The sequence below is a fragment of the Priestia sp. TSO9 genome (assembly GCF_021029645.1).
Taxonomy (GTDB): domain Bacteria; phylum Bacillota; class Bacilli; order Bacillales; family Bacillaceae_H; genus Priestia; species Priestia megaterium_E.
This window is the reverse complement of the sequence record NZ_JAJEKD010000006.1, coordinates 61,104-85,165: the sequence shown is the minus strand read 5'-3', so window position 1 is coordinate 85,165 and position 24,062 is coordinate 61,104. Positions and strand designations below refer to the sequence as shown.

Annotated in this window: 25 protein-coding genes and 1 riboswitch; of the genes, 4 read left to right on the top strand and 21 right to left on the bottom strand. The window is 37.9% G+C overall.

Features of this window, described 5'->3' with window-relative positions; all coding sequences use genetic code 11:
- Positions 1 to 9 precede the first annotated feature (9 nt).
- The 13 genes from essB to corA all read right to left on the bottom strand — a co-directional run bounded on the left by essB (position 10) and on the right by corA (position 11,985).
- Positions 10 to 1,314 carry a type VII secretion protein EssB gene (gene essB / locus LJC66_RS01605; RefSeq protein WP_230931694.1) on the bottom strand — a complete coding sequence of 435 codons (1,305 nt, stop codon included), beginning with the start codon at positions 1,312 to 1,314 and terminating at the stop codon, positions 10 to 12.
- Between the two features lie 14 nt (positions 1,315 to 1,328).
- Complete coding sequence (gene yukD / locus LJC66_RS01600; RefSeq protein ID WP_013055106.1) at positions 1,329 to 1,568, bottom strand: ESX secretion system protein YukD; 240 nt, start codon at positions 1,566 to 1,568, stop codon at positions 1,329 to 1,331.
- A gap of 93 nt (positions 1,569 to 1,661) precedes the next feature.
- Positions 1,662 to 1,955, bottom strand: a complete 294-nt coding sequence (locus LJC66_RS01595) for a WXG100 family type VII secretion target (protein WP_028412473.1) — start codon at positions 1,953 to 1,955, stop codon at positions 1,662 to 1,664.
- Between the two features lie 372 nt (positions 1,956 to 2,327).
- On the bottom strand, positions 2,328 to 2,720 hold the full coding sequence (locus LJC66_RS01590; protein WP_013055104.1) for an SseB family protein: 393 nt from the start codon (positions 2,718 to 2,720) through the stop codon (positions 2,328 to 2,330).
- A 61-nt stretch (positions 2,721 to 2,781) separates the two neighbouring features.
- Positions 2,782 to 3,381 carry a WXG100 family type VII secretion target gene (locus tag LJC66_RS01585; RefSeq protein WP_013055103.1) on the bottom strand — a complete coding sequence of 200 codons (600 nt, stop codon included), beginning with the start codon at positions 3,379 to 3,381 and terminating at the stop codon, positions 2,782 to 2,784.
- A gap of 109 nt (positions 3,382 to 3,490) precedes the next feature.
- A complete protein-coding gene (locus LJC66_RS01580; RefSeq protein WP_013055102.1) occupies positions 3,491 to 3,808 on the bottom strand; it encodes a hypothetical protein in 318 nt (105 codons plus the stop codon).
- A gap of 252 nt (positions 3,809 to 4,060) precedes the next feature.
- On the bottom strand, positions 4,061 to 5,266 hold the full coding sequence (locus LJC66_RS01575; RefSeq protein WP_230931693.1) for a DEAD/DEAH box helicase: 1,206 nt from the start codon (positions 5,264 to 5,266) through the stop codon (positions 4,061 to 4,063).
- 365 nt (positions 5,267 to 5,631) lie between these two features.
- Complete coding sequence (locus LJC66_RS01570) at positions 5,632 to 6,726, bottom strand: ATP-binding protein (RefSeq protein ID WP_225049871.1); 1,095 nt, start codon at positions 6,724 to 6,726, stop codon at positions 5,632 to 5,634.
- A 293-nt stretch (positions 6,727 to 7,019) separates the two neighbouring features.
- Complete coding sequence (locus LJC66_RS01565) at positions 7,020 to 7,772, bottom strand: STAS domain-containing protein (RefSeq protein ID WP_230931692.1); 753 nt, start codon at positions 7,770 to 7,772, stop codon at positions 7,020 to 7,022.
- A complete protein-coding gene (locus tag LJC66_RS01560) occupies positions 7,759 to 8,418 on the bottom strand; it encodes a cobalamin B12-binding domain-containing protein (RefSeq protein ID WP_050688468.1) in 660 nt (219 codons plus the stop codon). Before LJC66_RS01560 ends, LJC66_RS01565 begins: the two co-directional genes overlap by 14 nt.
- 142 nt (positions 8,419 to 8,560) lie before the next feature.
- On the bottom strand, positions 8,561 to 9,286 hold the full coding sequence (locus tag LJC66_RS01555) for a response regulator (RefSeq protein ID WP_230931691.1): 726 nt from the start codon (positions 9,284 to 9,286) through the stop codon (positions 8,561 to 8,563).
- Positions 9,279 to 10,865, bottom strand: coding sequence for a DcuS/MalK family sensor histidine kinase (dcuS, locus tag LJC66_RS01550; RefSeq protein WP_195697133.1), 1,587 nt, complete (start codon positions 10,863 to 10,865; stop codon positions 9,279 to 9,281). The genes LJC66_RS01555 and dcuS overlap by 8 nt, the downstream gene beginning before the upstream one ends.
- A 154-nt stretch (positions 10,866 to 11,019) precedes the next feature.
- Positions 11,020 to 11,985, bottom strand: coding sequence for a magnesium/cobalt transporter CorA (gene corA / locus LJC66_RS01545; protein WP_013055095.1), 966 nt, complete (start codon positions 11,983 to 11,985; stop codon positions 11,020 to 11,022).
- Positions 11,986 to 12,136: 151 nt separating this feature from the next.
- Between corA and LJC66_RS01540 the strand changes: the two genes are divergently transcribed.
- The gene (locus tag LJC66_RS01540) at positions 12,137 to 12,592 is read left to right on the top strand and encodes a ferritin-like domain-containing protein (RefSeq protein ID WP_050688467.1); all 456 of its coding nucleotides are present in this window, start codon (positions 12,137 to 12,139) and stop codon (positions 12,590 to 12,592) included.
- A 54-nt stretch (positions 12,593 to 12,646) separates the two neighbouring features.
- Here LJC66_RS01540 and LJC66_RS01535 read toward each other — a convergent pair whose 3' ends face one another.
- Entirely contained in the window at positions 12,647 to 13,813 is a 1,167-nt protein-coding gene (locus tag LJC66_RS01535) for a M20 family metallopeptidase (RefSeq protein WP_230931690.1), read from the bottom strand.
- Between the two features lie 143 nt (positions 13,814 to 13,956).
- On the opposite strand from LJC66_RS01535, the gene LJC66_RS01530 reads away from it, so the two are divergent.
- Positions 13,957 to 15,012: an aromatic acid exporter family protein gene (locus LJC66_RS01530; RefSeq protein ID WP_230931689.1), complete on the top strand. Its 1,056-nt coding sequence runs from the start codon at positions 13,957 to 13,959 to the stop codon at positions 15,010 to 15,012.
- 32 nt (positions 15,013 to 15,044) lie between these two features.
- Here LJC66_RS01530 and LJC66_RS01525 read toward each other — a convergent pair whose 3' ends face one another.
- Positions 15,045 to 16,499, bottom strand: coding sequence for an alanine/glycine:cation symporter family protein (locus tag LJC66_RS01525; RefSeq protein ID WP_028412486.1), 1,455 nt, complete (start codon positions 16,497 to 16,499; stop codon positions 15,045 to 15,047).
- A 255-nt stretch (positions 16,500 to 16,754) separates the two neighbouring features.
- Between LJC66_RS01525 and LJC66_RS01520 the strand changes: the two genes are divergently transcribed.
- The gene (locus tag LJC66_RS01520; RefSeq protein WP_013081488.1) at positions 16,755 to 17,507 is read left to right on the top strand and encodes a lipase family protein; all 753 of its coding nucleotides are present in this window, start codon (positions 16,755 to 16,757) and stop codon (positions 17,505 to 17,507) included.
- A gap of 26 nt (positions 17,508 to 17,533) precedes the next feature.
- Here the strand turns inward: LJC66_RS01520 and LJC66_RS01515 are convergent, their stop codons facing one another.
- Entirely contained in the window at positions 17,534 to 18,022 is a 489-nt protein-coding gene (locus tag LJC66_RS01515; protein WP_050688463.1) for a DinB family protein, read from the bottom strand.
- 796 nt (positions 18,023 to 18,818) lie between these two features.
- The gene (locus tag LJC66_RS01510; RefSeq protein ID WP_013055087.1) at positions 18,819 to 19,343 is read right to left on the bottom strand and encodes a type 1 glutamine amidotransferase domain-containing protein; all 525 of its coding nucleotides are present in this window, start codon (positions 19,341 to 19,343) and stop codon (positions 18,819 to 18,821) included.
- A 306-nt stretch (positions 19,344 to 19,649) separates the two neighbouring features.
- On the opposite strand from LJC66_RS01510, the gene LJC66_RS01505 reads away from it, so the two are divergent.
- Positions 19,650 to 20,072 (top strand): DoxX family protein, encoded by a 423-nt coding sequence (locus LJC66_RS01505; protein WP_230931688.1) that lies wholly within the window; start codon positions 19,650 to 19,652, stop codon positions 20,070 to 20,072.
- A gap of 70 nt (positions 20,073 to 20,142) precedes the next feature.
- Here LJC66_RS01505 and LJC66_RS01500 read toward each other — a convergent pair whose 3' ends face one another.
- The 4 genes from LJC66_RS01500 to LJC66_RS01485 all read right to left on the bottom strand — a co-directional run bounded on the left by LJC66_RS01500 (position 20,143) and on the right by LJC66_RS01485 (position 23,920).
- Positions 20,143 to 21,306 carry a M20 family metallopeptidase gene (locus tag LJC66_RS01500; RefSeq protein WP_230931687.1) on the bottom strand — a complete coding sequence of 388 codons (1,164 nt, stop codon included), beginning with the start codon at positions 21,304 to 21,306 and terminating at the stop codon, positions 20,143 to 20,145.
- Positions 21,307 to 21,535: 229 nt separating this feature from the next.
- On the bottom strand, positions 21,536 to 22,333 hold the full coding sequence (locus LJC66_RS01495; protein ID WP_013055084.1) for a HoxN/HupN/NixA family nickel/cobalt transporter: 798 nt from the start codon (positions 22,331 to 22,333) through the stop codon (positions 21,536 to 21,538).
- A 133-nt stretch (positions 22,334 to 22,466) separates the two neighbouring features.
- Positions 22,467 to 22,649: riboswitch (cobalamin riboswitch) on the bottom strand.
- Between the two features lie 105 nt (positions 22,650 to 22,754).
- The gene (locus tag LJC66_RS01490; RefSeq protein ID WP_195695554.1) at positions 22,755 to 23,174 is read right to left on the bottom strand and encodes an organic hydroperoxide resistance protein; all 420 of its coding nucleotides are present in this window, start codon (positions 23,172 to 23,174) and stop codon (positions 22,755 to 22,757) included.
- 152 nt (positions 23,175 to 23,326) lie between these two features.
- Entirely contained in the window at positions 23,327 to 23,920 is a 594-nt protein-coding gene (locus LJC66_RS01485) for an undecaprenyl-diphosphatase (protein ID WP_195695555.1), read from the bottom strand.
- Positions 23,921 to 24,062 lie beyond the last annotated feature (142 nt).

Below are 24,062 nucleotides of genomic sequence, written 5' to 3'. Positions count from 1 at the left end.
ACTACCTCCCTACTTCGATTGATCTTCCTGCTGTTTTTTCTGCTCTTCTTGTTTCTTTTTCTCGGCTTCTGCAGCTTTCTGTTCTTCTTCCTGCTGCTTGGCCGCCTGTGCTTCCTCAGTTTGTTTCTCTTCTTGCTGCTTGGCTGCTTCCGCTTCTTGCTGATCATTTTCTTTCTTAAATTCTTCAAGTTCGTTCGCTACTTTATCAAGCTCCTCTTGCTTTTTATCAGCCGCTAAATCGTTGTCTGTCTTTAGCTGACCTTCGTATTTCATTAGTGCATAGATAATTAACGAACGTTCTTCTAACAACCTGCTGACTTCTAGCGCTTTTTTGTTGTCTCCTCGGCCAATGTAAAACCAATAGGCAAAATACTGAGGATCTGACTGAAGCGTAATAGTCTTTAAAGCATTTGCTTTTTGCTCCTCCCCTAACTTTTCATTAACAAGATAGGAAGTTGCTATTTCGTATTGCACAATTTTAGGCATGCTTTCAATGTCATAATCTTCAAGTGTGTCGACTACTTTGCTGTAGTTTTTTTCAAGAAAGTATTCGTTGCTTTCTACAAATGCTTCTTGTTTCGGCTGAGCAAAAAAGTAAGAGTAAAAAGTATAAATAAGAGCTGGAATTAATAAGACAAGTATACCCACAGATGAAAACTTAAAAATGGTCCAGCGTTTTTGAGGAAGTTGAACGAGTGTCTTTTGATGCTTTTCAATTTGAGTTAGCTTATGCTGAACAAATTGACTCAACTCTTCCTCATTGCTGATATGCATTATTTTTTTAGCGTCTTCTTTTAATTGCAAGGTCTCATATAACTTAAAATACTGTTCAAATGTATGTGATGAGTCAACGGCCGCTGCTATCGTAGCCTTTAACTCTTGAAAGCTTTGTTCCTCGTTAGACTCATAAGGAGGTAAACTTTCTTTCACTCCATAGTGTAAAAAAGCCGGACTTAAACTTTTATCAAAAATGATATTTTCTGGACAAATCAACAAATGCAGCCTTGAAAAAGAATGCTGCTTTACCTGTTTGATAAGCTGATCTGCAAACAGCCACTTTTGCTGTTCTTCTTTTCCTCTTAATGCCGTAAAAGGTTGAAATTCAGAGGTAGGCTTAATTGTTATTTTAAGTTCATCATCGCTCATCATGATTTCTTTTTGAAAAGCCGTATTTACATCCTTTAACATTTCAATTTCAACAGAACGATTAAGTCGAATTTTTTCTTTTTGAAAAACAAATGTATATTCATTATTATGACGTGTCATTACAGCTTCGAGCTGTTCTTCTAAGTAAGTCGGTTTCTTCTCTGACATTCTAATAGACTCCTTTAGAGAATTTCGATACAATCACCTGTGGTAATTCCGCAGTTAATCATCGTCTCATTTCCCGAGAAAATAAGATTTTTATTTGAAACACGTATCCACGCACCGTCCTTTGGTGATTGAGTAATCTTTTTAGCTTGCCAAACGATCTCGACTACTTTTTTGAGTGAATGATAGTTTGATAGTCGCAAATCGAACCGATCACCTGTATAGTGCTTTAAGTCTACTGTTACTTCTATATACATAGGGTTTCATCACCTCAAAACATAGAAAAAGCGCCTTCATCTTTTGAGAATAGGGCGCTCCTTTTATTACTTCACTTAGATTATTAGATGAAGTTAACCGCGGATTTGGCTAGCGATTTGGTTATCTGTATCTTCAAGAACGTTTGCAGAGTCGTCTAATTGCTTAGCAATTTTTGTAAGTAGGTTAGACATTTCAACGAAAGAAGGCTTTAGTTCTTCGTATTGAGCAGCAAACGCTTCGCTTGAAGCACCTTCCCACATATCTTGAAGTTGATTTTTCATTGTATCAAGACGGCTTACTAATTCTTGAACTTGACCGCTTTCGTTAGTGTAGCGACCTGACATGTCGCGAAGCTCTGCTGGTGTTACGCGAATAATTCCTGACATACATATCTCTCCTTCGGTTTATATATTTACTATTATTGTAAGAAACTCTAGTGATAAGGTCAAAGGTTACTTGCAAAAGCCTCCAAAAATGAGAATATGTATCTACAAATACCCCTAAAAAATGCAAATAAAACCTAAACAACCAAGATTTTGTTCTCATTTAAACCTTTTCCATCTGATCTATAGGTACCTATTTAAAGGAAAATAAAAACTATAAGACTATTAAATTACATTTTTGTTCATTATCTATAGAACTATTTACTAGTAATAAAAAAGCAGCAGCCTATTTAAGGCCCTGCCTCTTTATATATCTTATATTTATTTAAGATTCAGACATGCTTGGAAAAAGCACATGCGCTTTTTATTTTTGGGCTACTGCTTAAAATAATTTTGATCTTCTTTTAACATCCTTATTTCTTCGGGGATGAATAATTTTGAGAGAGGCGTGTCAGGGTTAAGCAATATCGCTATTTCTTCATTTAATACAGGCAGCATATCCTTAAATGATACGCATACGGTCTTTTCATCTTTCAGCATCTGTTCAATCGGATATTTTGACGAAAAAACAGGTAAATATCGGTACGCTGCGCTTTTCATCGTCTGAACGTAGTGCTCTGCAATCAATATATCTGATGCTCCATGCTCTGAACTAACAACTAGCCATAAATTACTATTCATTAAAGTTTTATAAAATTGAGCAATTTTCTTATTATCTTTCATTGCTTCAATTAATGATTTTTCTAATAAGTTAAATGTATATTTCATTGCCGAGACAACCCTGTAAGGAACTGTACCATTTCACTTCCAGCGCCATTATATACTTCATTCATTCTCTCTTCACTTCCTCTGTGCTGTCACTAAACATAATGTTTGAAGGATTCATTTCCTGACTTAAAATACCCAACCCCATTTGAATAACGCCATAAGTAAAAAATTCCGTTCGACTGCATGTAGAACCATTCACTACTTTTTCTTCCCAAGACATAGAAAGCGAATTCCACATAACATTAAGAGTACCTAAAGGTTTTTCAATCGTTCTATGCATATTGTCATACGTATTCCATTCTTTTAAGTTCTTTATATCATTCCACGTATCTTGTGAATGGGTGCTCCCATCACTCCAGACGCTCGACCAAAACTCCGTCCAGCCTGAAGAGCCTTCTAGCTCTCCATCTGCTTTTCTCATTTGTTCTGCAGTATCTTTTACTAATAAATGTGCGTTTTCCGTCAGCGAATCAAGTTTGCGAATCATATGCTGTAACTCTTCCTGCAAGTCCAGCACTTTATCAATATCTGCAACAGACAAGAAATGTAGATTTGTAGCTTCCCAGCTTAGTTTTTGAAGTGCATCAGCCGTCTGTGAATGAGACTGCTGAATTCGCTCTGCAAATGTCTGCAGCACCTCTGGATTTACTTTTATCTCCATGTATGTCCGTCCCCCTATCTCTTGTAAGCCTTCAGTCATCATCTAAACATTTTTTAAGCCTATACGGAAAGACTCACTTTCTAAAGGAGTGAGTCGATAATGTTATTTATTACGCCGATGCTAACTCTCTTAGTCGTGAAATTTCTAAGCGTAAAGTTTGAAACAATTCATCCCTTACGTCGTACAGATGAAAAGTAGATTGCGTAATATCATTATAAATATCCTCATATGAGCTCTTAGAACGCCCTGACCAATCTGACGCATATTGTTGGTGCGAATTTTGAAACAGATAGATACCCTCTTCAAGAAATTCCATGATACGTTGAACTTCATGTAAATATGATTCTAATTGATCTGCATCTCGACTATATTCTTTACTTTTTCTTCTTCGCTCTATGTCGTCAAAGAGATCATCAATTGCATCCATAAAATGTCCCCACGTCCTTCTTCCTCTTTTATTAGAAGTCTCTTAAAGTAATGTTAAAATAAGGTTACAAAAAACAAAATCCATCATTCAAACTATTTTCATACCTAGGAAAAAATATCTACATTTCTCTTTTTTTACTTATTTATACAGGGAAAATAGAGAAAATAAACAACGCCAGGCTGCTGTAATAAAGCAGTAGACGTTGTTTTTTAGGTTGTGACACTGCTGTTATAAAAAGGAAGAATACTTAGTTTAAATTCGACCTTTTTGTTTCTTTTTCTTGTTAAATGGCTTTTTTGAAGGTTTTTTAGCTGTACGGGACTGCTCTTTTGTTCCTTCATCCACGATTTCACCCATATAAAGCTCTTTTTTCGCTAATGAAAGTTTAAGTTCACGGGCGATTTGTTTTAAATTTCGCTCTTCACGTTCAGTCACAAGAGAAATGACTGTACCTTCTGCTCCCGATCTGCCTGTTCTACCTGAGCGATGTACGTATTGATCTGCATCTTGAGGAACATCGATGTGAATTACATGCGTCAATCCCTTAATGTCTAATCCTCTAGCTGCGACATCCGTTGCTAATAAGACAGGGAAATCTCCTTTTCGAAACCCTTTAATCGTCGTAGCACGATCTTCTTTTTTCGTTTCACTGTGTAAAGAGCCTGCCTCTACACGCTTAAATGTTAATTTTTCTTCAAACTCGATTAGAGTATCAATTCCTTTAAAAAAGGCTAAAGCTTTCATTTGTTCTTGACGAACTAGTTTTCTAAGCACGTCCACTTTATCTCTAGCTTCACTTTTGATGTATACATGCTCTACCTTCGAAGCCGGCAGTTCATCTCTTCCTACCTCTATTTCAAGAGGGTGGTTCATCATATCTTTCGCTAGCGATTTGGTACGTTCTGATACAGTAGCTGAGAAGACTAGGATTTGACGATCACTTAACGCCATTTTCACAATCTGTTGAACCGTTTGAACATGCTCAGGTACAAACAATTGATCCGCTTCATCAATCACAATTGTTTTGACTTCGTGCATTTTTAATTTCTTCATTTTAATTAACTCGTTCAAACGTCCTGGGGTACCAACAATAATATTAGGACGTTTTTTGAGTTTTTCTAATTGCCGTTTCATATTTGCTCCGCCAATAAACGCAGCGCTTGAAATACCGCTTCCCTGCGACCAAGTTTGAATTTCACCGTGAATTTGCATAACTAATTCATGGGAAGATGCTAAAATAACTGCTTGAATATGAGATGGTCCCGGCTGAATGCGATGTAAGACGGGCAACAAATATGCCAGCGTCTTTCCTGTTCCCGTTGGGGATTCTCCTATTACATCTTTATTAGCTAAAATCTCTGAAATAGCTTTCGTTTGAATGGCAGTAGGCTCATTGAACCCTGCTTTTTTCCACGCCTCTTGTAAAAAAGGCTGTAAAGTCTCTATAAACTGACTCATATCTATCTCCTTTTCCATGCTTTTCTCGATATTATAAACGATTTTTTTCATTTCAATTAAACGAATGTATCAGTGGTCATGTGCGTTAATACTGACCTTAATTTCTATTTATAAATAAACCTTTCTTATCCCAAGGGACCCTGTCAATCCGTCAGTAGAAAAATCGGTTGTTACCTTAACTTTTCTACATCAATAAACATAGCTTCAACTATGATACACTATTGCTTCTATAGAAAACAATATGATCCTCTTTATTATGGACGAAAACTTGTATAAGAAGGAGGTTTTATGTCCTATATGGATCCAGACGCAAAGGGCTCAGCTGCTTACTTTCTCTTTTTCACGAAAACAGCCGCCTCTCTGAACTACGAGAGGCGGCTGTTTCGTTCTATAATTGGCATATCAATAGTAACCGTTGTCCCTTTTCCTTTACCGCTTTTGAAATGCATGGTACCTTGATGACGCTCCATGATTTTGTAACACACGGCCAGCCCTAAGCCGGTGCCAGCTTCTTTTGTAGAATAAAACGGCGTTCCTACTTGTTCAATCCTCTCTTGACTCATTCCAATTCCATTGTCTTCAAAGTGAATCAATGCTCGTGTATCTTTTTCTTCAACTGTTATTGTAATATGACCTTTCTCCATAATAGCTTCTACACCGTTTTTGATCACATTGATGAACACTTGTTTCAACTGATTTGCATCAGCCGAAACATAAATAGGCCTTTTTGTTGTTTCTTTCAATAAAATAGAAACATTATTTAAATTGGCCTGCGCTTCCATTAGGGTAATAACTTGTTTTAAAATCTCGCATAAATTGGTCTTTTCAAAAGATACATGCTGCTTTTTTCCAAGAATGAGCATTTCACTGGAGATTAAGTTGATGCGGTCGATTTCAGACATCATGATATCTAAATATGTGTCATTTGTTTCCTTAGAGGCTTGCATAACCTGTACAAAACCTTTTAAAGAAGTAAGCGGGTTTCTAATTTCATGTGCGACGGCACCTGCCATTTGTCCAATAACCGACATTTTTTCCGAGGTTATCATAAGCTCTTCATCTTGACGGTATGTAGTAATATCGCGTGCAATCATAAATACACCTACTACCTGCTTATGAACGATAATGGGAAGCAAAGAACACCTCAGCAACCGTCTTTCTCTCTTTCTATTGATCACATTCATTTCGAACTTAGCACCTTTTCCATTCAGCACTTCTTTAAAATACTCTTTACACATATCAAACTCTTCAGCTGCGATAAGAGCTGAAGGTTTCATCTTTTGCAATTCTTCACTTGAGTATCCAACGATTGCTTCACCTTCTGGATTAGCAAGAAGAACTTCACCCGTTTTACTTATTTCAAAAACGCCATCGGGATTATGTTTGAATAAAGATTGATAATGCTGGTTGCTCGTTTGAAGTTCGTGTTCTTTCACTACGAGCTCTTGCTGGGACTCCACTAGTTTATAAGCTCTCCTATATACCAACCCATACAAAATAATACCGGTAGCTAAAATAAAAAACCAACCTTTGTATTGTTGAAAAAAAATATATACTTCAAAACGACCTTGCGCTAATGTTCTAGATATATTATCAGATATCAAGATCCATACAGCGCCAATAATGATATATATAATTGAAATTCTTAAAGCTACTTTACGCGCGTGTTTCACCAAATTTTAATCACCTGTTTATCAATATTGATCCCCTGTCTTATTGTCTTTATATGAAGTGTTCACTTTTTGTAGCCATTTCATGCCGTTGTAAAAAATTGATGAATGGCCTGACCTAAGTTACTAATAGATTTTATATTTGCTTGAAAATGATACTGGTGAAGCCATTGACTATGATCGGGTGTGACACCTGTTAAATAAACCTGTACACCCATTAGCTGAAATTCCCATATTAAATGTTCTAGGGCTGCAACACCTCGTTCATCAATTTGACCTATTCCATTAAAGTCAATGATAACTCGATCAACCGTTTCCTCATCTATTTGTCTGAGCAGCCGATGTTCATTTTTCATGATGACTTCCTCAAATAAATCGCCAAACAGAGGTATAAGCACCATGTTGTTCGATAAATGAATAAACGGTCCCGACAGTTCTATAACTCGGTTCATTGCTTTTTCTAATCGTTCTTTTTGCAACAGCAGTTCTAAGTCTGTTTCAGATAAACGCGCTGTATGTTGTTGGATTTTTTCTGAAAGAATTCTAATTTGAGAATCTTCCTCTACACATATTACATGCGCCTTATCTTGCTCCCATTTGCAATTCACGGTATAAAGAGACATCTTAGCTTTGCACGAATGCATGACTAATTCTGTTTTTATTTTTTTCTTCTGCCCTAATCGTTTTCTAGCTTTGATCTGACTATCTTCGTCAACAATTTCTAAAAAATGTTGAACCTCTCCGAATAAAGCGGCTGCTTCATCAGATTGCGCTAGAATATTCATTTCCTCATCCATAATAAAAACAGGAAGCGGAGCATATTTAATAGTCGACAACCTTAATCCCCCTAATTGATTGATAATGAAAAAACTCTTTCAACTCCTCTAACTGTGCAATAAATCGAACTTGATTTGTTTGAACAAGAGGAAACTTATAGTTTGAAACTACTCGGCCTCCAACTAAAATAAGCGGCTGATGTTTTGTCTTTTGTAAGCCTTCTATATATTCGTTTGCTTTTTCTATATGATGAGTTAAACTGAACGAGATTCCTACTAAATCAGGTTTCCATTGTTCAACAGCGTGCGTTGCATGTAAAAGCGGAGAATCTGCTCCTAAAAGTTTCGTCTGCCATCCGTGCTCTTCAAAGAGAATGGAAATCATTTTTAACCCTAAAAAATGCTGCTCATTTTCTATACACAAAAACAGACCTTTTTTTTCATTTTTAATAACTTCTTGTCTTATACACAATTGATAGCGTGACAAAACATAGTCACAGGTAGTAGTAGCTAAATGTTCATCAGCCACTGAAATTTCATCTTCTTCCCACATCATACCGATTTGAGCCATTGACACTGAAATGAATTGCTGAAAAATATAAAATGTATCGAAACCCTGCTGTCTTTTTTTCCACACAATATTCCAAGCTTCATCTTGATTCCCTGATAACAGTAATTCAGTCAAGCGTTCTATGCTTCCAATCAAGAAACCACCTCTTTTTTCAGTCAAACGACTTGTTTTTTTCCTTTGTTATTATCAACCATACCACTTAACTCACCGGCACTCTACAGTAAAATATTCTCACACCAACAAAATAGCACCGGACGTCTCTGACAGGTCAATCTCTTTATTTTTCAAAATCAACGAGGTAGTGATGCAGCAAGTGACGGTTTTGTTCATTGTATAAGTACGCATACACAGGACGTCCTATTGTGCCGTAAGTCATTCTTTCTCCAAGAAGACCTATATCTGTTAGAAATTTTAAATATTTCCGAATAGACACTCTTGAAATTCCCGTTTTTTCAGCTACATCATCGGTCGAAAAAGGGTGATCTTTAAGATGCTCAATGGCTTCTACGATAACTTCTAATGTTCCTGTCGTTAAACCCTTAGGCAACGGCTCTACAGGAGCTTCTTTTATTTTTTTATTAGACAGTAGCCCGTCTAATTCCTGTTGATTAAGCTGAGGTTGCTGTTTTAACGTACGAAATGTTTGTTTGTAAGCCGAAAGTGCTTGATAAAAGCGTTCAAATGTAAAAGGCTTAATCAAATAATCAATCGCTCCGTAGCGTAAAGCTCGCTGAATCGTTTGGGCATCTGAAGCAGCGGTGATAAAAATGACATCTATTTCCTCTTGTTTTGTTCGAATCTCTTGTAAAACTCTCAAACCATTTTGCCCAGGCATAAAGATATCAAGCAGCACTAAATCAACTTGATATTCATTTACCTTCACCAAGGCTTCATGACCCGAATGAGCAACAGCGACTACTGTAAACCCCTCTATCTCTTCAATGTACTTTTGATTAAACTGAGCAACCATTGGGTCATCTTCAACAATTAATACTTTAATCAACTTGATCTCTCCTTGTTTCGTACGGAATATCAATATAGAATGTGGTACCGCTATTTATAAATGAGTCAATGACGATTTGGCCACCTAGTTCATCAATCGTTTGCTTCACTAAATGCAGCCCAAACCCTCTGCTCGTTCCTTTTGTAGAAAAGCCTTTCTTGAAAATCTGATTCATTGTATCGGAAGGAATGCCACAGCCTGTATCCGTGACTTGAATCGTAAGCTTATTGTTTTTATACACAAGCATAACGGACACTTTTTTAGAGGGTTGATGACAAACTGAATCAATTGCATTATCAATTAAATTTCCAATAATGGTAATGAGATGATGAGTAACATGTGGATCTGAAGGTTCTGGAATAACTTCATCAGCGGAAAACGTCAGTTCTACGCTTTCCTCTCTGGCATAACTCATTTTGCCCATGAGAAACCCTGCCAACGCATGATCTTTAATCGATTTAGTCACTGAACTAGATTCATCGACACGGTGATTAACAAGCTGATGAATATACGTTTTTAGCTCATCATAATAATTCATCTGCACCATTCCTAAAATCACATGAAGTTTATTCATAAATTCATGCGATTGTGCTCGAAGCGCTTCCACATACATTTTAACACCTGTTAGCTGTTCTGCTAAGATATTAACTTCTGTTTTATCCCGAAACGTAGAAAGTGCCCCTACAATCTCTTCGTTTACTACTAGCGGAACCCTATTAACCACAATGGCTACTCCATTTATGACTTGCTCTTCATCATAATGAGATTCCCCCGTAGACAAAACGTCGTCCAACCTGGAGGTGGGCATATATTCTCGAATAGACAAACCGATTGGCTCTGCTGCTAACCCTGCTTTAACAAATAAGCGGCGTGCAGAACGATTAGCAAGTGTAATATTGCCTTCTTTATCAACAGCTATCACTCCTTCACGAACCGACTGTAGCATGGTGCTTCTCTCTTCTAGAATTTTAGCAATTTCAGAAGGTTCCAAGCCAAATAAAATTTTCTTTATGTAATTCGCTAATAAAATAGCACCAAGAACGCCTACAAGTAAACCAATTAATGAACCTAAAACAATTCGACGATGCCCATCTCTAATTGCTTCATTTACATTATTCAAAGAAATCCCCACGGCTACTGCGCCAATTTGCTGATTTTTCTCATTATAAATAGGTGCAAAAGCGCGCAGAGATTTATCAAGCGTTCCTTTTGATACAGATACATAAGATTTCCCGTGCAATGATTTTTGCTCATCGCCTCCGGCAAACCTCTTTCCTATCTTTTTAGGATCTGGGTGAGATTGGCGAATTCCATTCATATCCATAACAACGATAAACAAGACGCTTGATTTTTCACGAATTCGTTTAGTAAATTCTTGAATTGACTGAGGTGTTTTTGTCTCTAGTCCTTCTTTCACGTTCGTTGATTCTGAAATAATCGTCGCAATAGTCCGAGCTTTTTCAGCCTGTTGATCCCGAATATTTTTTCCAATTGAACTGCTAACTAATAAATCCGTTAACAATAGCGATAGAATCACCACCATGCATACAAGCAGCACCGTGATGCTTCGCAGCCCCATTCTTCCGTGTTTCACATTCTTCCCTCGCTTCCCTGCTTTTCTTGTTTATAGCACAAGAAAAAGATCTTATCTAGAGTCAGATAAGATCTTCGCTTATTTAATTTCATTTTTACTGAGTTGATTAACATTTATACAGGAAGGTTAACAATCTACTTTATAGTTTAGGTCCTTTTCGATATTTGAACCATCCCATTTTATAAAAGGCAAAGACCATTACGCCTACAAGCCCAATCATAATGCCAAGTACAATAAAATAATTATATTTCCCCGTCAGTTCCGGCATATATGAAAAGTTCATGCCATAGAGGCCAGCAATAAACGTCAACGGTAAGAAAATAGCTGACATAAGCGTGAGCGTAAACATGATCGAGTTCATACGATCCGAGTTAATGGACATAAAGCTTTCTCGGATGTCATTTGACAAATCCCTGCTTGCTTGCATAATTTCAATCATATTTAATAGGTGGTCATAAATATCATTAAAATAGCGAACCTGCTCTTTTGCTTTTAACGCATTCGTTGACATAATACGATACATTAAATCTCTCATAGGGTTTAAAATGCGGCGCATTCGTGACAAATCACTTCGGATGTCATAAAGCTGCCTCATTAATTCATCCATAGGTTCGTCTTTTGCATTGTCTTCAATGTCGTCTATGTGATCTTCAAATTTATAAAGCACAGGGAAGTATTCGTCAACGGTATGATCTAAGAGTTCATACATGATATCCCATGTTCCATCTTCGGTAGCCTCAGGGTCTTTTTTGATAAGCTCCCACACCCTAGCCACGCTCGTTAGCTTATCCATATGGTAAGTGACTAAAAAGTTATCTCCTACAAACGCAGATACTTCTAAGTGCTCAAGCTCTTCTTTATGAAGGGCATAATAGACTAAAAAATAATGCTCATCATACAACTCAAATTTAGCCCGCTGACCTTGATTTAAACAGTCCTCAACTGCTAAAGGATGAAAATTAAATTGTTCAAGCTGCTTTTTTTCTTCCTCGGTGGGATTGTAAAAATCAACCCAATACCATTGAAAGTCATGGCTTGAACGAATCTCATTCATTTCTATTTCTTTAATAGCTCCTTCTTTGGTTTTAGCTACAATTTTAATCATAAGATAACCTCTGTCTTTTTTGATACTATTCTCTGCACATACCCTTTTTACCATTTTGTTAAACTTTTTTCTTTTAATGTACGTCTTTTCTTGTCTACACATACGATGATGGTGACGACAAGAGAAAAAAACGGTGAGGAGGTATATCCATATGTATGAATTTTACTCCCGGCATGAAGAATATTGGGAAGATGATACAAGACTAGATGAACAGCTTCTAAGAGATATAAACAAAGCTGTAAACGATGAGTTTTCCGCTATTCACTACTATACACGCCTAGCAGAGCTGGCTCCTAATAATCAATTTCAACAAGCTATATCAGGTATTCGGCAGGATGAAATTAAACACTTTGACTGGTTTTCTAAAGCCTATTATGATTTATCAGGCAGCTACCCACAGATTTCATTAAACATAAAACTGCCAAATACTTTTCAAGAAGGGGTCTCTGAATCCATTAAAGATGAAGTAGAAACGGTTCCATTTTATCAATCAATCGCTAGAAGAATCACAAATGCTCGAATTCAAAGCCGCATTGTTCGAGCTGCGAGCGATGAACAGCGCCACGGTCAAATTTTCCGAACCCTTCAGTCCCACTTCTCATACTAAATAATACGCTTGCAGTCGCAAGCGTATTATTTAGTATGGTTTTATCATTATCTCTTACTTTGTAGCATTAAATTCTTCTTTGATTTTTTGGAGCAACGCTTGATTTGTTAATACGTCATACCCTGTTAATGCCATTGTTTGTGCCCCGAGTATCATTGCTTCTCTTCCTTGCTCACTTAAAGCTGCTTCTCTAAATTCGTGCGTATGACAAACAAAATAATCATCACAAATTTGAATATACGGATGAATAGCCGGAACAACTTGGCTTACATTCCCCATATCTAAAGATCCATGATCGCCTTGGTCTTCTGTAATGCTTTGTTCACTTACGCCTAATGAGATGAGATTATTTGTATAGACATCGGATAATGTTTGATTCGTTTGCATATCATCATAAGAAAACTCATAGTTTGAGATTTTTAATTTTGTTCCCGTGGCTAAAGCAGCACCATTTGCACATGCCTTTACTTTTTCTGTCACTTTATCTACATATGCACGAGTTGAAGCACGGACATAAAATTGCGCTACTGCATAATCAGGCACAACGTTGGCGGCTTTACCTCCCTCTGTAATCACTCCATGAATTCGTACATCCGGCTTCACATGCTGGCGAAGCGCATTAATACTGTTGAACGTTTGTAATACGCCGTCTAACGCATTGATTCCTTCATGAGGAGCAGCAGCTGCGTGCGCGGATTTTCCGAAGAACTCAAACTGAATGGCATCCATCGCAAGAGAACGTCCGCTTTTTTGGTGGCAGTAATAAGGATGTACCATCATAGCTACGTCTAAATGATTAAAAATACCTTGCTCGGCCATCGTTACTTTACCGCCTCGTGTTTCCTCTGCAGGCGTGCCGTATACGTATACTTTGCCGCCTGTTTCTGCAACTGCTTTACTAAGACCAATACCAGCTGCAATGGACATGGTTCCAATTAAGTTATGTCCGCATGCATGTCCGAGATCCGGCAAAGCATCGTACTCAGCCATAAACCCAATCGACGGACCTGGCTTTTGACTGTCATAAACAGCGGTAAAAGCCGTTGGTAAGTCACATGTACCACTTTCAACTGTGAAGCCTTGTTCTTTTAAAACATCCGTTAATGCTTTGCAAGCTTTGAATTCTTCGTGACCAAGCTCAGGGTTTTGCCCAATATATTTGCTTACATCATAAAATGTATCCTTTAATTTATTGATTGTTTCATTTATTAATTGTTTCATTAGTTGTACTCCTCTTTTTAATATTTAAACAAATTATAGTATATTTATTCGTTTTTTGAAAGCTAGTTTTAAAGACGGGTTTTCCTATCACCTTAATATGCCTTATAATTAACTTACTAACTGTTTTAAAGAAGTTATGCATAATGATTAACGTAAAAAAATTCAATTTTTTAGGCGGTCGTATTATTAAAACAGGCATTGCCGTTTTTTTAACTGCGCTCATTTGTCAGGCCATTGGCTGGCCTTATATGCTCGCTGTTATTACAGCTATTGTTACGATTGAACCAACCGCTGCCGATTCTATCAAAAAAGCATTCATCCGCTTTCCTGCTTCAGCAATCGGAGCCGCTTTTGCCATGCTTTACACATTTCTATTAGGGGTAACGCCGCTTACCTATATGCTTGTTGCCGTTTCTACTATTATATCCTGTTCTAAATTGCGTTTGCATGCGGGAACACTCGTTGCCACGCTAACAGGAGTGGCTATGCTGACGATTGTGCATGACCATTATTTTATCTCGTTTTTAATTCGCTTAGCGACCACCAGTATTGGGCTGCTCACTTCTTCACTTGTGAATATCATCGTTCTTCCTCCTAATTATACACCGATTATTACGAGGAAAATTCAAAATCTCTCAAAACAAATGGGCGGCGTCTTACAGCAAAGAGGCAGCGAGCTTTCCCAAGTACACGCTTGTCATAAACAAACAAAGTTTCAATTTCAGCAGCTTTCTGCTGAAATTGAAAAAATTGAGACGCTTTGTGAGTATCAGCGCAAAGAATGGAAGTTTCACCATTTCACTCGTACAGCTATGAGAAAATTTCACTATGAATATAAGAAACTTTCTCTTATGAGACAGCTTCTCTACCATATTGGTAATTTAATTTATTTGCCTGCTCATCAGCTGCAAAGTGCAAGACATCAAGTAATATGGGATACTTTCACTTCCTTTCATAACGTCTTACAAAATGAACAATATAAAAGCTCTTTGCAGCATCAAATGCTTGTTTTGACTTTAAAACAAAGGTTTTGGGCACATAAGCAGGAGGAAAACAGAGCGGATCAGCCTTTTTCAACAGAAACAACAATGCTGTACGAACTGCTTGCAATTCACCATCTGCTTGAAGAACTGCACCGTATTCATTGTTTGAAGGATCGATATAACTTAAATAACTCATCTGTCTCACTTTCTTCATAAAAAAATCCTCACATATGTGAGGATTTTCTTGTTTACGAAACCTGTGACTCATCTTTCTTATATTCTTTCTCCCAGTAGTCTGCATTTTTAATTCCTAGCTTAACAGGATCAAACACAGGGTCTACCCCTTGTTTTTTCTGAGCTTCATAGTCTTTTAATGCAACTAACGCAGGCTTAGCTAAAATTAAGATAGCAATTAAATTTAGCCATACCATGATACCAAGTCCAGCATCACCTAACGCCCAAGCTAGTGATGCTTGTTTAACTGACCCGTAGAACGTAGCTCCTAGAAGGACAAGCTTTAATGCAAACATAGCCCACTTTCCGTTCTTGCCGCGAGTTAGGTAAGCAATATTTGTTTCAGCAATGTAATAATAAGCCATGATCGTTGTAAACGCGAAAAAGAATAGGGCTACTGCCACGAAGCCAGCTCCGAACCCTGGCAACACTGTTTCAATAGCAGCTTGTGTAAATCCAGGCCCTGCTTCTACACCTGGTAAATTTGAAATAATAAATGAACCGCCTGGTCCTTCCGTGTTGTACATGCCTGTGAATAAAATCATAAACGCTGTTGCTGAACAAACGAACAGTGTATCAATATAAACCGAAAAAGCTTGTACAAGGCCTTGTTTCGCCGGATGTGAAACTTCTGCTGCAGCTGCTGCGTGAGGTCCTGTTCCTTGTCCTGCTTCGTTTGAATAAATGCCGCGCTTAACTCCCCAAGAAACAGCTAAACCAACGATTCCTCCAAAAGCAGAATCTAATGCAAAAGCACTTTTAAAAATAAGAGCGATAACTCCCGGCAACTCGGAAATGTTCATGGCAATAATAATAAGAGCTAAAATAATATACCCAAGTGCCATAAAAGGTACAACGAATTGGGCCACTCCTGCAATACGCTTAACGCCTCCAAAGATAATAAAAGCAAGAATAATAACTAATCCTACTGCTGTAACCGTTGGACTAACGCCGAATGCGTTGTCGATGCCAAGCGCGATGGAGTTAGACTGAACGCCCGGCATTAAGATACTCATCGCAACAAGTGCTGCAATAGCAAATAAAATGCCATACCATTTCATCCCTGTTCCTTTTTCAATGTAGTACGCTGGACCACCTCGATATTGGCCATCTTGTTTAACTTTATAAATTTGAGCAAGTGTTGATTCGATGAATGCACTAGAAGCACCAATAAAAGCAACTGCCCACATCCAAAATACAGCTCCTGGACCTCCAAAAGCGATAGCTGTTGCAACTCCAGCAATGTTTCCTGTTCCAACTCGTCCCGACAGCGCTAAAGACAGTGCCTGGAAGGAAGAAACTCCTGCTTCTGAGCTTTTACCCTGAAACATCAGCATAACCATGTCTTTTAAGTGTCGTACCTGCAAAAACCTCGTTAAAATTGAGAAAAACAGGCCAATCGCAAGACACCCATAAATAACAGGTGTGCTCCATAGCACATTATTCAAACTCGTTACAAATTGCTCCAAACGATAACCCCCTTATTTTTTTATTCAGACTATTTTAAATTATAAGTTAAATTATAAATTTTAACAATAAAACTCTAAATTAAAACTCGTTTTTAGTTAAAATACACAAAAAAACTTATAAAATCCTCAAAAACATCCAATGATAAACCGTTTACATTCCATAATTATCGCTTTCAAAAGAGAGATATCTGCACCTTTCTTCTCAGGAACACATAGGCTATAGGAGTTATTTTCTATTAGAAGGTGTGAAAAACAATGATGAGAATAGAGCCTTTATTTTATCGTCCTTTAGCTCTAGACCTTCTTTATGCGTGCGTCTTAGCTTATAAGCAATACGCACAGGGAGGCACATTTGATGTACCTGAAGGCTACCGGCTTATTAAATCGTTTAAAGCTTCTGCCGTAGGGGTGCAAGAATGGTTTGGTTTTATTTTAGAATCTGATGACTCTATCGTAATTGCCTTTCGAGGAACTCAATCTGAGGCAGACTGGATTGCTGATGCTCGCATTAGGCAACGCCCTTATCCATACAATCAACAAGCTGGTCTCGTTCACGAAGGTTTTTTAGCCGTTTACGAATCATGCCGTGATGAAATTTTTGAAACGTATCAGTCCCTTACCCCCAAGCCACTTTATATAACAGGGCATAGCCTAGGTGGTGCACTTGCTGCTCTTCATGCCTTAGATGTCGCCACAAACGCATCTTTTCCAGAAGTTACAATGTACAACTACGGAGCTCCTCGAGTAGGTGATCCTCAATTCGTTCAAACATACACAAATCTTGTTTCAAATAGCCGCTGTTTTGTTAATACGACGGATACGGTTCCTAAAATCCCTCCGAAGCGCCTTTATTCCCCTTCCACCAAGCAAACAATTTATTACGATCAAGATCCTCTGCAACTCTCGTTTACCATTCAAACAGGCTCTACCGTAGGGAACCATAATCCCCAAACATATAGTGTTGGTATTTGGATGATGTCGGACTATCCTATTTTGGTCCAAAAATAAAAAAACAGGCGGACTGCCTGTTTTTTTTATGCACCAATTGCTGTTTTGATTTCTTCTATTTGTTCTTGATGACGCTTTTCATGATAGCCAATAAAATCAATCCACTGCTTTAAATCCATTAACCCAAACACAGGGTGTGGAAATGATTTTTGCTTTAGCTTGTCTTCACTTGCTGTTTCTTCTAGCTCTATTAAAGCCGCTCTTGATTCTGCCAGCTTACTCTTCATTTCTTCTAATGTCTGCTTTTCATTAGAAGGCGTAACTTGAGCCGGTGCATCTACTTTTCGTGAACGGTCTACCGCTAAATGAAACGGCTTATCTTCAGTTGGCTGATCCACACCGTTTTCTAACTGATCCTTTACACGTGAAACAATCATGCGCTCCATCAAATATAAATGTTCTAATACCTGCATAACGCTCCATGTATTAGATGCTGGCTGTTGATTTAATTGTTCATATGTTAATGATTCTACACTGCTCAATACATCATTTCGAAACTGTTCATTTTTATTCATTTTTCATCCTCCTCTAGGATTCCTCTAGCTTATCGTATCAAAAAACTCTTCCATATAAAAAAGATATCCCTTTATTTAACCATGTTTTAGCTATAATTAATTGTTTCACGTGAAAAAATCAAATTTTCTATTTGACATAGATCAACTGAGGTGTTATATTTAGATTTCTGGCTTTTCTTTAAGAGCTGGACATAGTGAAAGTAACTTGAAAGGATGTATCGTACAATGCAAGGTAAAAATACTGGCATTCGACACATGTCTTTGAACAAAACTTATTCACACTGGATCGGCTTCGGAGCCGTAAGGATGCAAGAGAGGTAGGGCTTGCGTCGTTTAGGTTAATCGATCATGTGGAAAAACAAACCGCGGCAATGGATGAAATCCATGCAAGCACAATCAATGCTAATTGTGCCCTAACAACAACGAAACATACAAAAACCGTAATCATGGATTTTATAAAGAAAGTAATCATTTTGTTTTTACACTTGCAGAAAGCAAGTTACTGATAAGAAACACGAACAAAAGCGAGCAGATGCATCTGCTCGCTTTTTTAATACATTAATTTCTCCCTTTATTTGAAGCTACTGCCTCATAAATTGACCCACCTTCCATCATACACGACCTATTATTTACCAATAAACAGGTCATCCTTACGGTCTTTTACACTATTTGTATATGATTCGTTTAAATCAATGTAATTTTTTTCATAACCTTTAGTCTCATATACCCAACACTCTCTAAATTGGAAACACCTTACACAAAAAAGCCGAAACCCATGTGGTTTCGGCTTTTTTTCTTATTGCTCTGCTAGTACATCAGCAAATGCTTTTGCATAAGGAGGAAGGTCTGGCGGACGGCGGCTTGAAATGATGTGGCCGTCGATTACGACTGCTTCATCATGCCAAATAGCTCCCGCATTTTCCATATCATCTTTGATTCCTGGTGTACTTGTTACGTTTCGGCCATCTAAGATTTTTGCAGAGATTAATACCCATCCTGCATGGCAGATTTGGCCGATTGGCTTTTGCTGTTCATCCATATGACGAACCATTTCAATTACTTCAGGGTAGCGGCGCAGTTTATCCGGCGCCCAGCCTCCAGGTACTAAAATAGCGTCATATTCAGCTGGATCAACATCTTTAAACGCGTAGTCCGATACGGCTGGAACACCGTATTTCCCCATGTACGTTTCGTTTGCTTTTTCTCCAACTAAATGTACTTCTGCTCCTTCTTCTCGAAGACGCATCACTGGATACCATAGTTCTAGATCTTCAAAGTCTGCACTAACAAGCGCAATAACTCTTTTATTTTCTAAGCGCATCGTAACACCTCCGCCATCAGTATAGCATGTTGGAGAATAAGATTGAAAATACGGGACTAACTTGTACATAATTAAAGGATTTTTCAAGTTACCTTCAGAAAATTTTTGTATGCCAAATGGTCTAATTTTATATTTTCACTTGACTGGGGACAAACATCACACTACAATGTGTAGTGTGATGTTCATAATGTTGTAAAATTATCCAAATAAGAAAGACTTTCTGATTTAATTGCTACATTTCTTTTTTTCGGGCTTTCACACTACATAATGTAGTGTTTTTCAAATACACTTAAAGGAGGAAGTAAAGTGAATAAAAACGTTGAAATTGGTTCATTTATTATTCGTTTAGTATTAGGTTTTACATTTTTAGTGCACGGCTTTCAAAAATGGCAAGGCGGGATTGAAAATACAGTAGGGTTCTTCGATAGCTTAGGAATCCCTGGTTTCATGGCATATATTGTTGCAACCATTGAACTTGTAGGTGGGGTTCTTATTATTCTTGGTCTAGCAACAAGAGTCGTAGCTGCTTTATTTGTGGCAGTTATGCTTGGCGCCATTTTTACAGCCAAGCTTAAAAGCGGATTTGTTGGCGGGTTTGAGTTTGATATTGCCTTAATTGCCATGTCTGCTCACTTATTTCTTGCAGGAAGCCAGTTCCTTGCTCTTGATGCAGTGGTATTCAAAAAGAAAGAAACTGCGTTTTCTCTTCAAGAAGAAAGCAGTAAATAAAAAAAAGAAAGCTTATACTCTCCCAATATAAGCTTTCAGATTAGTTCCCGCCGTTTGAGGCGGGCTTTTTTTATATTTGCAGCAGCAAATTCGCAAATAAAGAAGAGCGCTCGGATAACGTATCAATTTGAATATGTTCATATTCCGCATGTATTCCTTTTCCGCATGCTCCTAACCCATCCAACGTGGGAACGCCAATGGCCGCTGTAAAATTGCCATCACTTCCTCCTCCAACAGCTGCTTCTTCTAATTTCATACCCAGTTTGGCCGCGATTGACTGAGCGCATTCAAATAACTCTTCCGTTTGTTTAGACTTGACCATCGGAGGACGATTCATGCCTCCCGTTACTTTGAGCTTAATCCCTTTTAAAATGGGTGTTAAATTCAAAATAATATCCGTCATGCGTTTTGCTTCTTCTTCTGTAGAAACACGTAAATCCACGTGCGCTTCTGCATATTCCGGCACTACATTTGTACCGCTGCCTCCAGTAAATGTCCCAACGTTCACCGTTGTACCTTTTTCATAATCTGTTAAGCTCTGCAAGAAAATCACTTGGCGCGCCAGCTCTTCAATCGCATTGATTCCTTCTTTATGGTGATTACCCGCGTGTGCTGCTCGTCCCCATACTTTTACGTTAAAAATCCCCGCTCCTTTGCGCGACGTTTTTAACGCACCTGAACCCGCCACCGCCGGTTCCGCTACTAGCACTGCTTCACTTCTTTGTGCTTCTTCTTCAATGTATTTTTTAGAAGAAATTGATCCAATCTCTTCATCCGAATTGCAGAAAAACACAATTTTTTTATCCAGCGATAAGCCAAGCTCTTGAATCGCTTTAATCGCCCATATAGATTGTATAATGCCGCCTTTCATGTCTAAAATTCCCGGACCATACAGCTTGTTTCCCTCTGTTCTTAGACTCAGCCTTCCCTTTTCCCATACCGTGTCAAAATGACCGATAATTAAAAGCTGCTTTTCTCCTTCTCCAATGGTAAATTTCAAGTGGTTTCCTACTTCTTTTTCTTCTATGATTTCGTATCCTACCCCTAACCGCTTTTGAAACAGCTGCGTTAAATACTTTCCACACTGATCTACTAACTCTTTACTGTAGGACGGTGACTCTTTTTTCACAAATCCAACTAAATCTTCAAGCATCTCTTGTTCGTGTTCTTTTAAATAACTAAACACGCTTTGTTCTACCATTACCTGACTCAAATCAATTCCTCCTCCAAACAACCCCTGCTGCTTGCATTAAATGCTTTTATTTATCGTACGTATAACTATGTTCTACGTTTCACATAACGACCTTAAATTATCCTTAATTATAATGGTTTTCAGACAATTTTCCATCCTTTAAATACAGATAATACTTTAACTTATTCATAACCGACCGAAAATAGCCATAAACTTCAACAAATTCATACAAAAAAGCTTCAATCTTCAACAGATTAAAGCTTTCGTTTGACTAATTGACATTTATTTTAATATTTTTCCCTTTTGACTTCACACTCACAAAAACAAACATAGACACTAAAAAAATAAACAGAATAACGCCAACCATTTCAAAGTTTACTTCGGCCCATGGGTTAAAGAAAGTGAATGCTAAATAGAACGACACACCATACGCGAGGACAACAATAACCCAGCCCATCAAGCGGGAAGCAGATTGTCCAAATTTACTCGATTCATTCACCATTTTATGTACAATCATCGAATCGATTGTATCTGTAAGCATCATGCCAAACATAAACACTAGTCCTAACAAAAGTGGCGTATACTTGCCTGCGTTCCCTACAGCTAGAGACCACACGGCCGTTTGACTGACCGTTTCAGCTGCTAAAGCGAACAATGCTCCTACAAGAATAATTAAAAAAGGATTCGTTGTTCCTTTTGCGATTTTCGGAATAAACTTCCCTTTTAATCCGCTCAGCTGAAACTCTTCTTCTTTATTTTTAGTTCGAAGCAAATGATATGTGTTTAATGTCCCAATCAGAAAGAGAGAGATAATGGATACCCAAGATGCAAAATGATCGAAATATGATGGAAACGTAAAATTCTTCATCACCACGCCCAGCACCCCGGCCGTGACGGCCACCATTCCTCCGTGACCTAGTGAAAACAGCGTTCCGACCCACGGGGCAAAACGGCTGCCCATTCGCCAATTATATCGGGTCTGGCCATCAATAAAAGCTAAGTGATCTGCATCCAATCCGTGCCTGATTCCTAATAAAAAGACAAGTAAAAAAACTGATAAACCTTCCATTTCCTACACTCCTTTTTTTAAAATAAAACGTAAAAAAGCCTCAATTCTATAGAAATTGAGGATGTGTCGGCATATGAAAATAAACAGCAATTGCTCACTGCGTACCTTGATACACCGCCTCTTTCCTAGAAGAGTCAAGTGTACAGAATAGGTAGGTCTCCTGGCTTGAGATCATCATTTTCTACCGCCTTCCCCATTTTGAGTGACGATAAGATAGAAAACTCCCTGCTTACAGTGGCTGGACCGCTCGAGATTTGCACTCGATTCCCTGTTACCTCTTACGCTATGTAAGAGCACCTAAACTGTGCGAACGATTCATTTTCTTCCTCATTATACTAGTACAGCTTACAAATGAATAGAAAAAATTCAAATAAAAAAGCCCTGCTAAGCTTTACATGCTTAGCAGGGCTTTTTAAAGCAATTAAACTACTTCTACCGTTACCTCTACATTACCGCTGATTGCTTTTGAATACGGGCAGTATGAGTGAGCTAGGTCTACATATTTTTTCGCTGTTTCTAAATCTAAGCCTTCGATATGAGCTTCAAGCGCTACTCCAATTTTCACTCCTTGATCAGCTTTATCAGGAAGCAGCTGAACAGTAGCTTTTACTTCACTGCTTTTGATTTCTACGTTATGTTTTGTCAACATAAATTCTAACGCGCTGTTGAAACAAGCGCTGTATCCAGCTGCAAACAGCTGCTCTGGGTTTGTTGCTGTTGTTGCTTCTCCACCAAGCGCTGGAGGTGTTGCAACGTCTAAGTTAAAGATGTTATCTAAAGAGTGAACTTCTCCTGTTCTTCCACCTGTGTTAACGACTGTTGTTTCATATAAAGCTTTCATGTATAAACCTCTCCTCTTTTTCATTAATTTTATTAAAAGTTTTTCATTTATCGTTTCTGTAATTTAATTTTACACAATTTAATTTTAAAAAACAAGTATTAAATACATTAAAAATTTCCCAATAAAAAAAGCCGCGTATTTGCGACTTTTTCTTAATAATATTGAGACTGTTCGTCATAAGCTGATTTTCGAAAAATAGACAAGTCGGTAATAGCCCTCATCAGTTTCATATTAAAAATAACATAATGAATAAACAGCGCCAGCACGCAGCCTAAAATGGCTCCTGTTAACACATCGAATGGATAATGAACGCCAACCCATACGCGTGAAAAGGCAATGAGTACGCCCATGACAACCCACATGCGCCCTGAACGTTTGAAATGCAGCCAAATGGTAAAAGTGATAACTAATGCAGATGTAGCATGATCGCTTGGAAATGAAGAATTTGCGGCGTGATCAATAAGCTGATTCACGTGGTGAGAGATAAACGGACGATCTCGATAAGCAAATAAACTAATCACTTTATTGATAATGACTCCTGTGGCACAAGCACACAAAGCTTGAAATGCTACAACACGGCTGCCGTTTTTATTAATAAGTAAAAACAAGCCGAGTAAAACGATAAGTACATACTGGGCATAATCTGCAAAGAATACCATCAGCGAATCTAGAGGTTTTACGTGTGAGGCATACTGATTCACCGCGTGGAAGATAGTATAATCTACTGAATTGATAGCTGATAACATAATCGAAATCCTTTCTTATTTTTAAATGTCATTAGCTATCTTATCAGTTTCTTGAGAAAATGAACATGTTTTTGTCAGAAGCTTCCTAACTGGTATTTATAAATAATGTATTCAGGCTTAGTAGTAAACCAAAGGCCTTTCG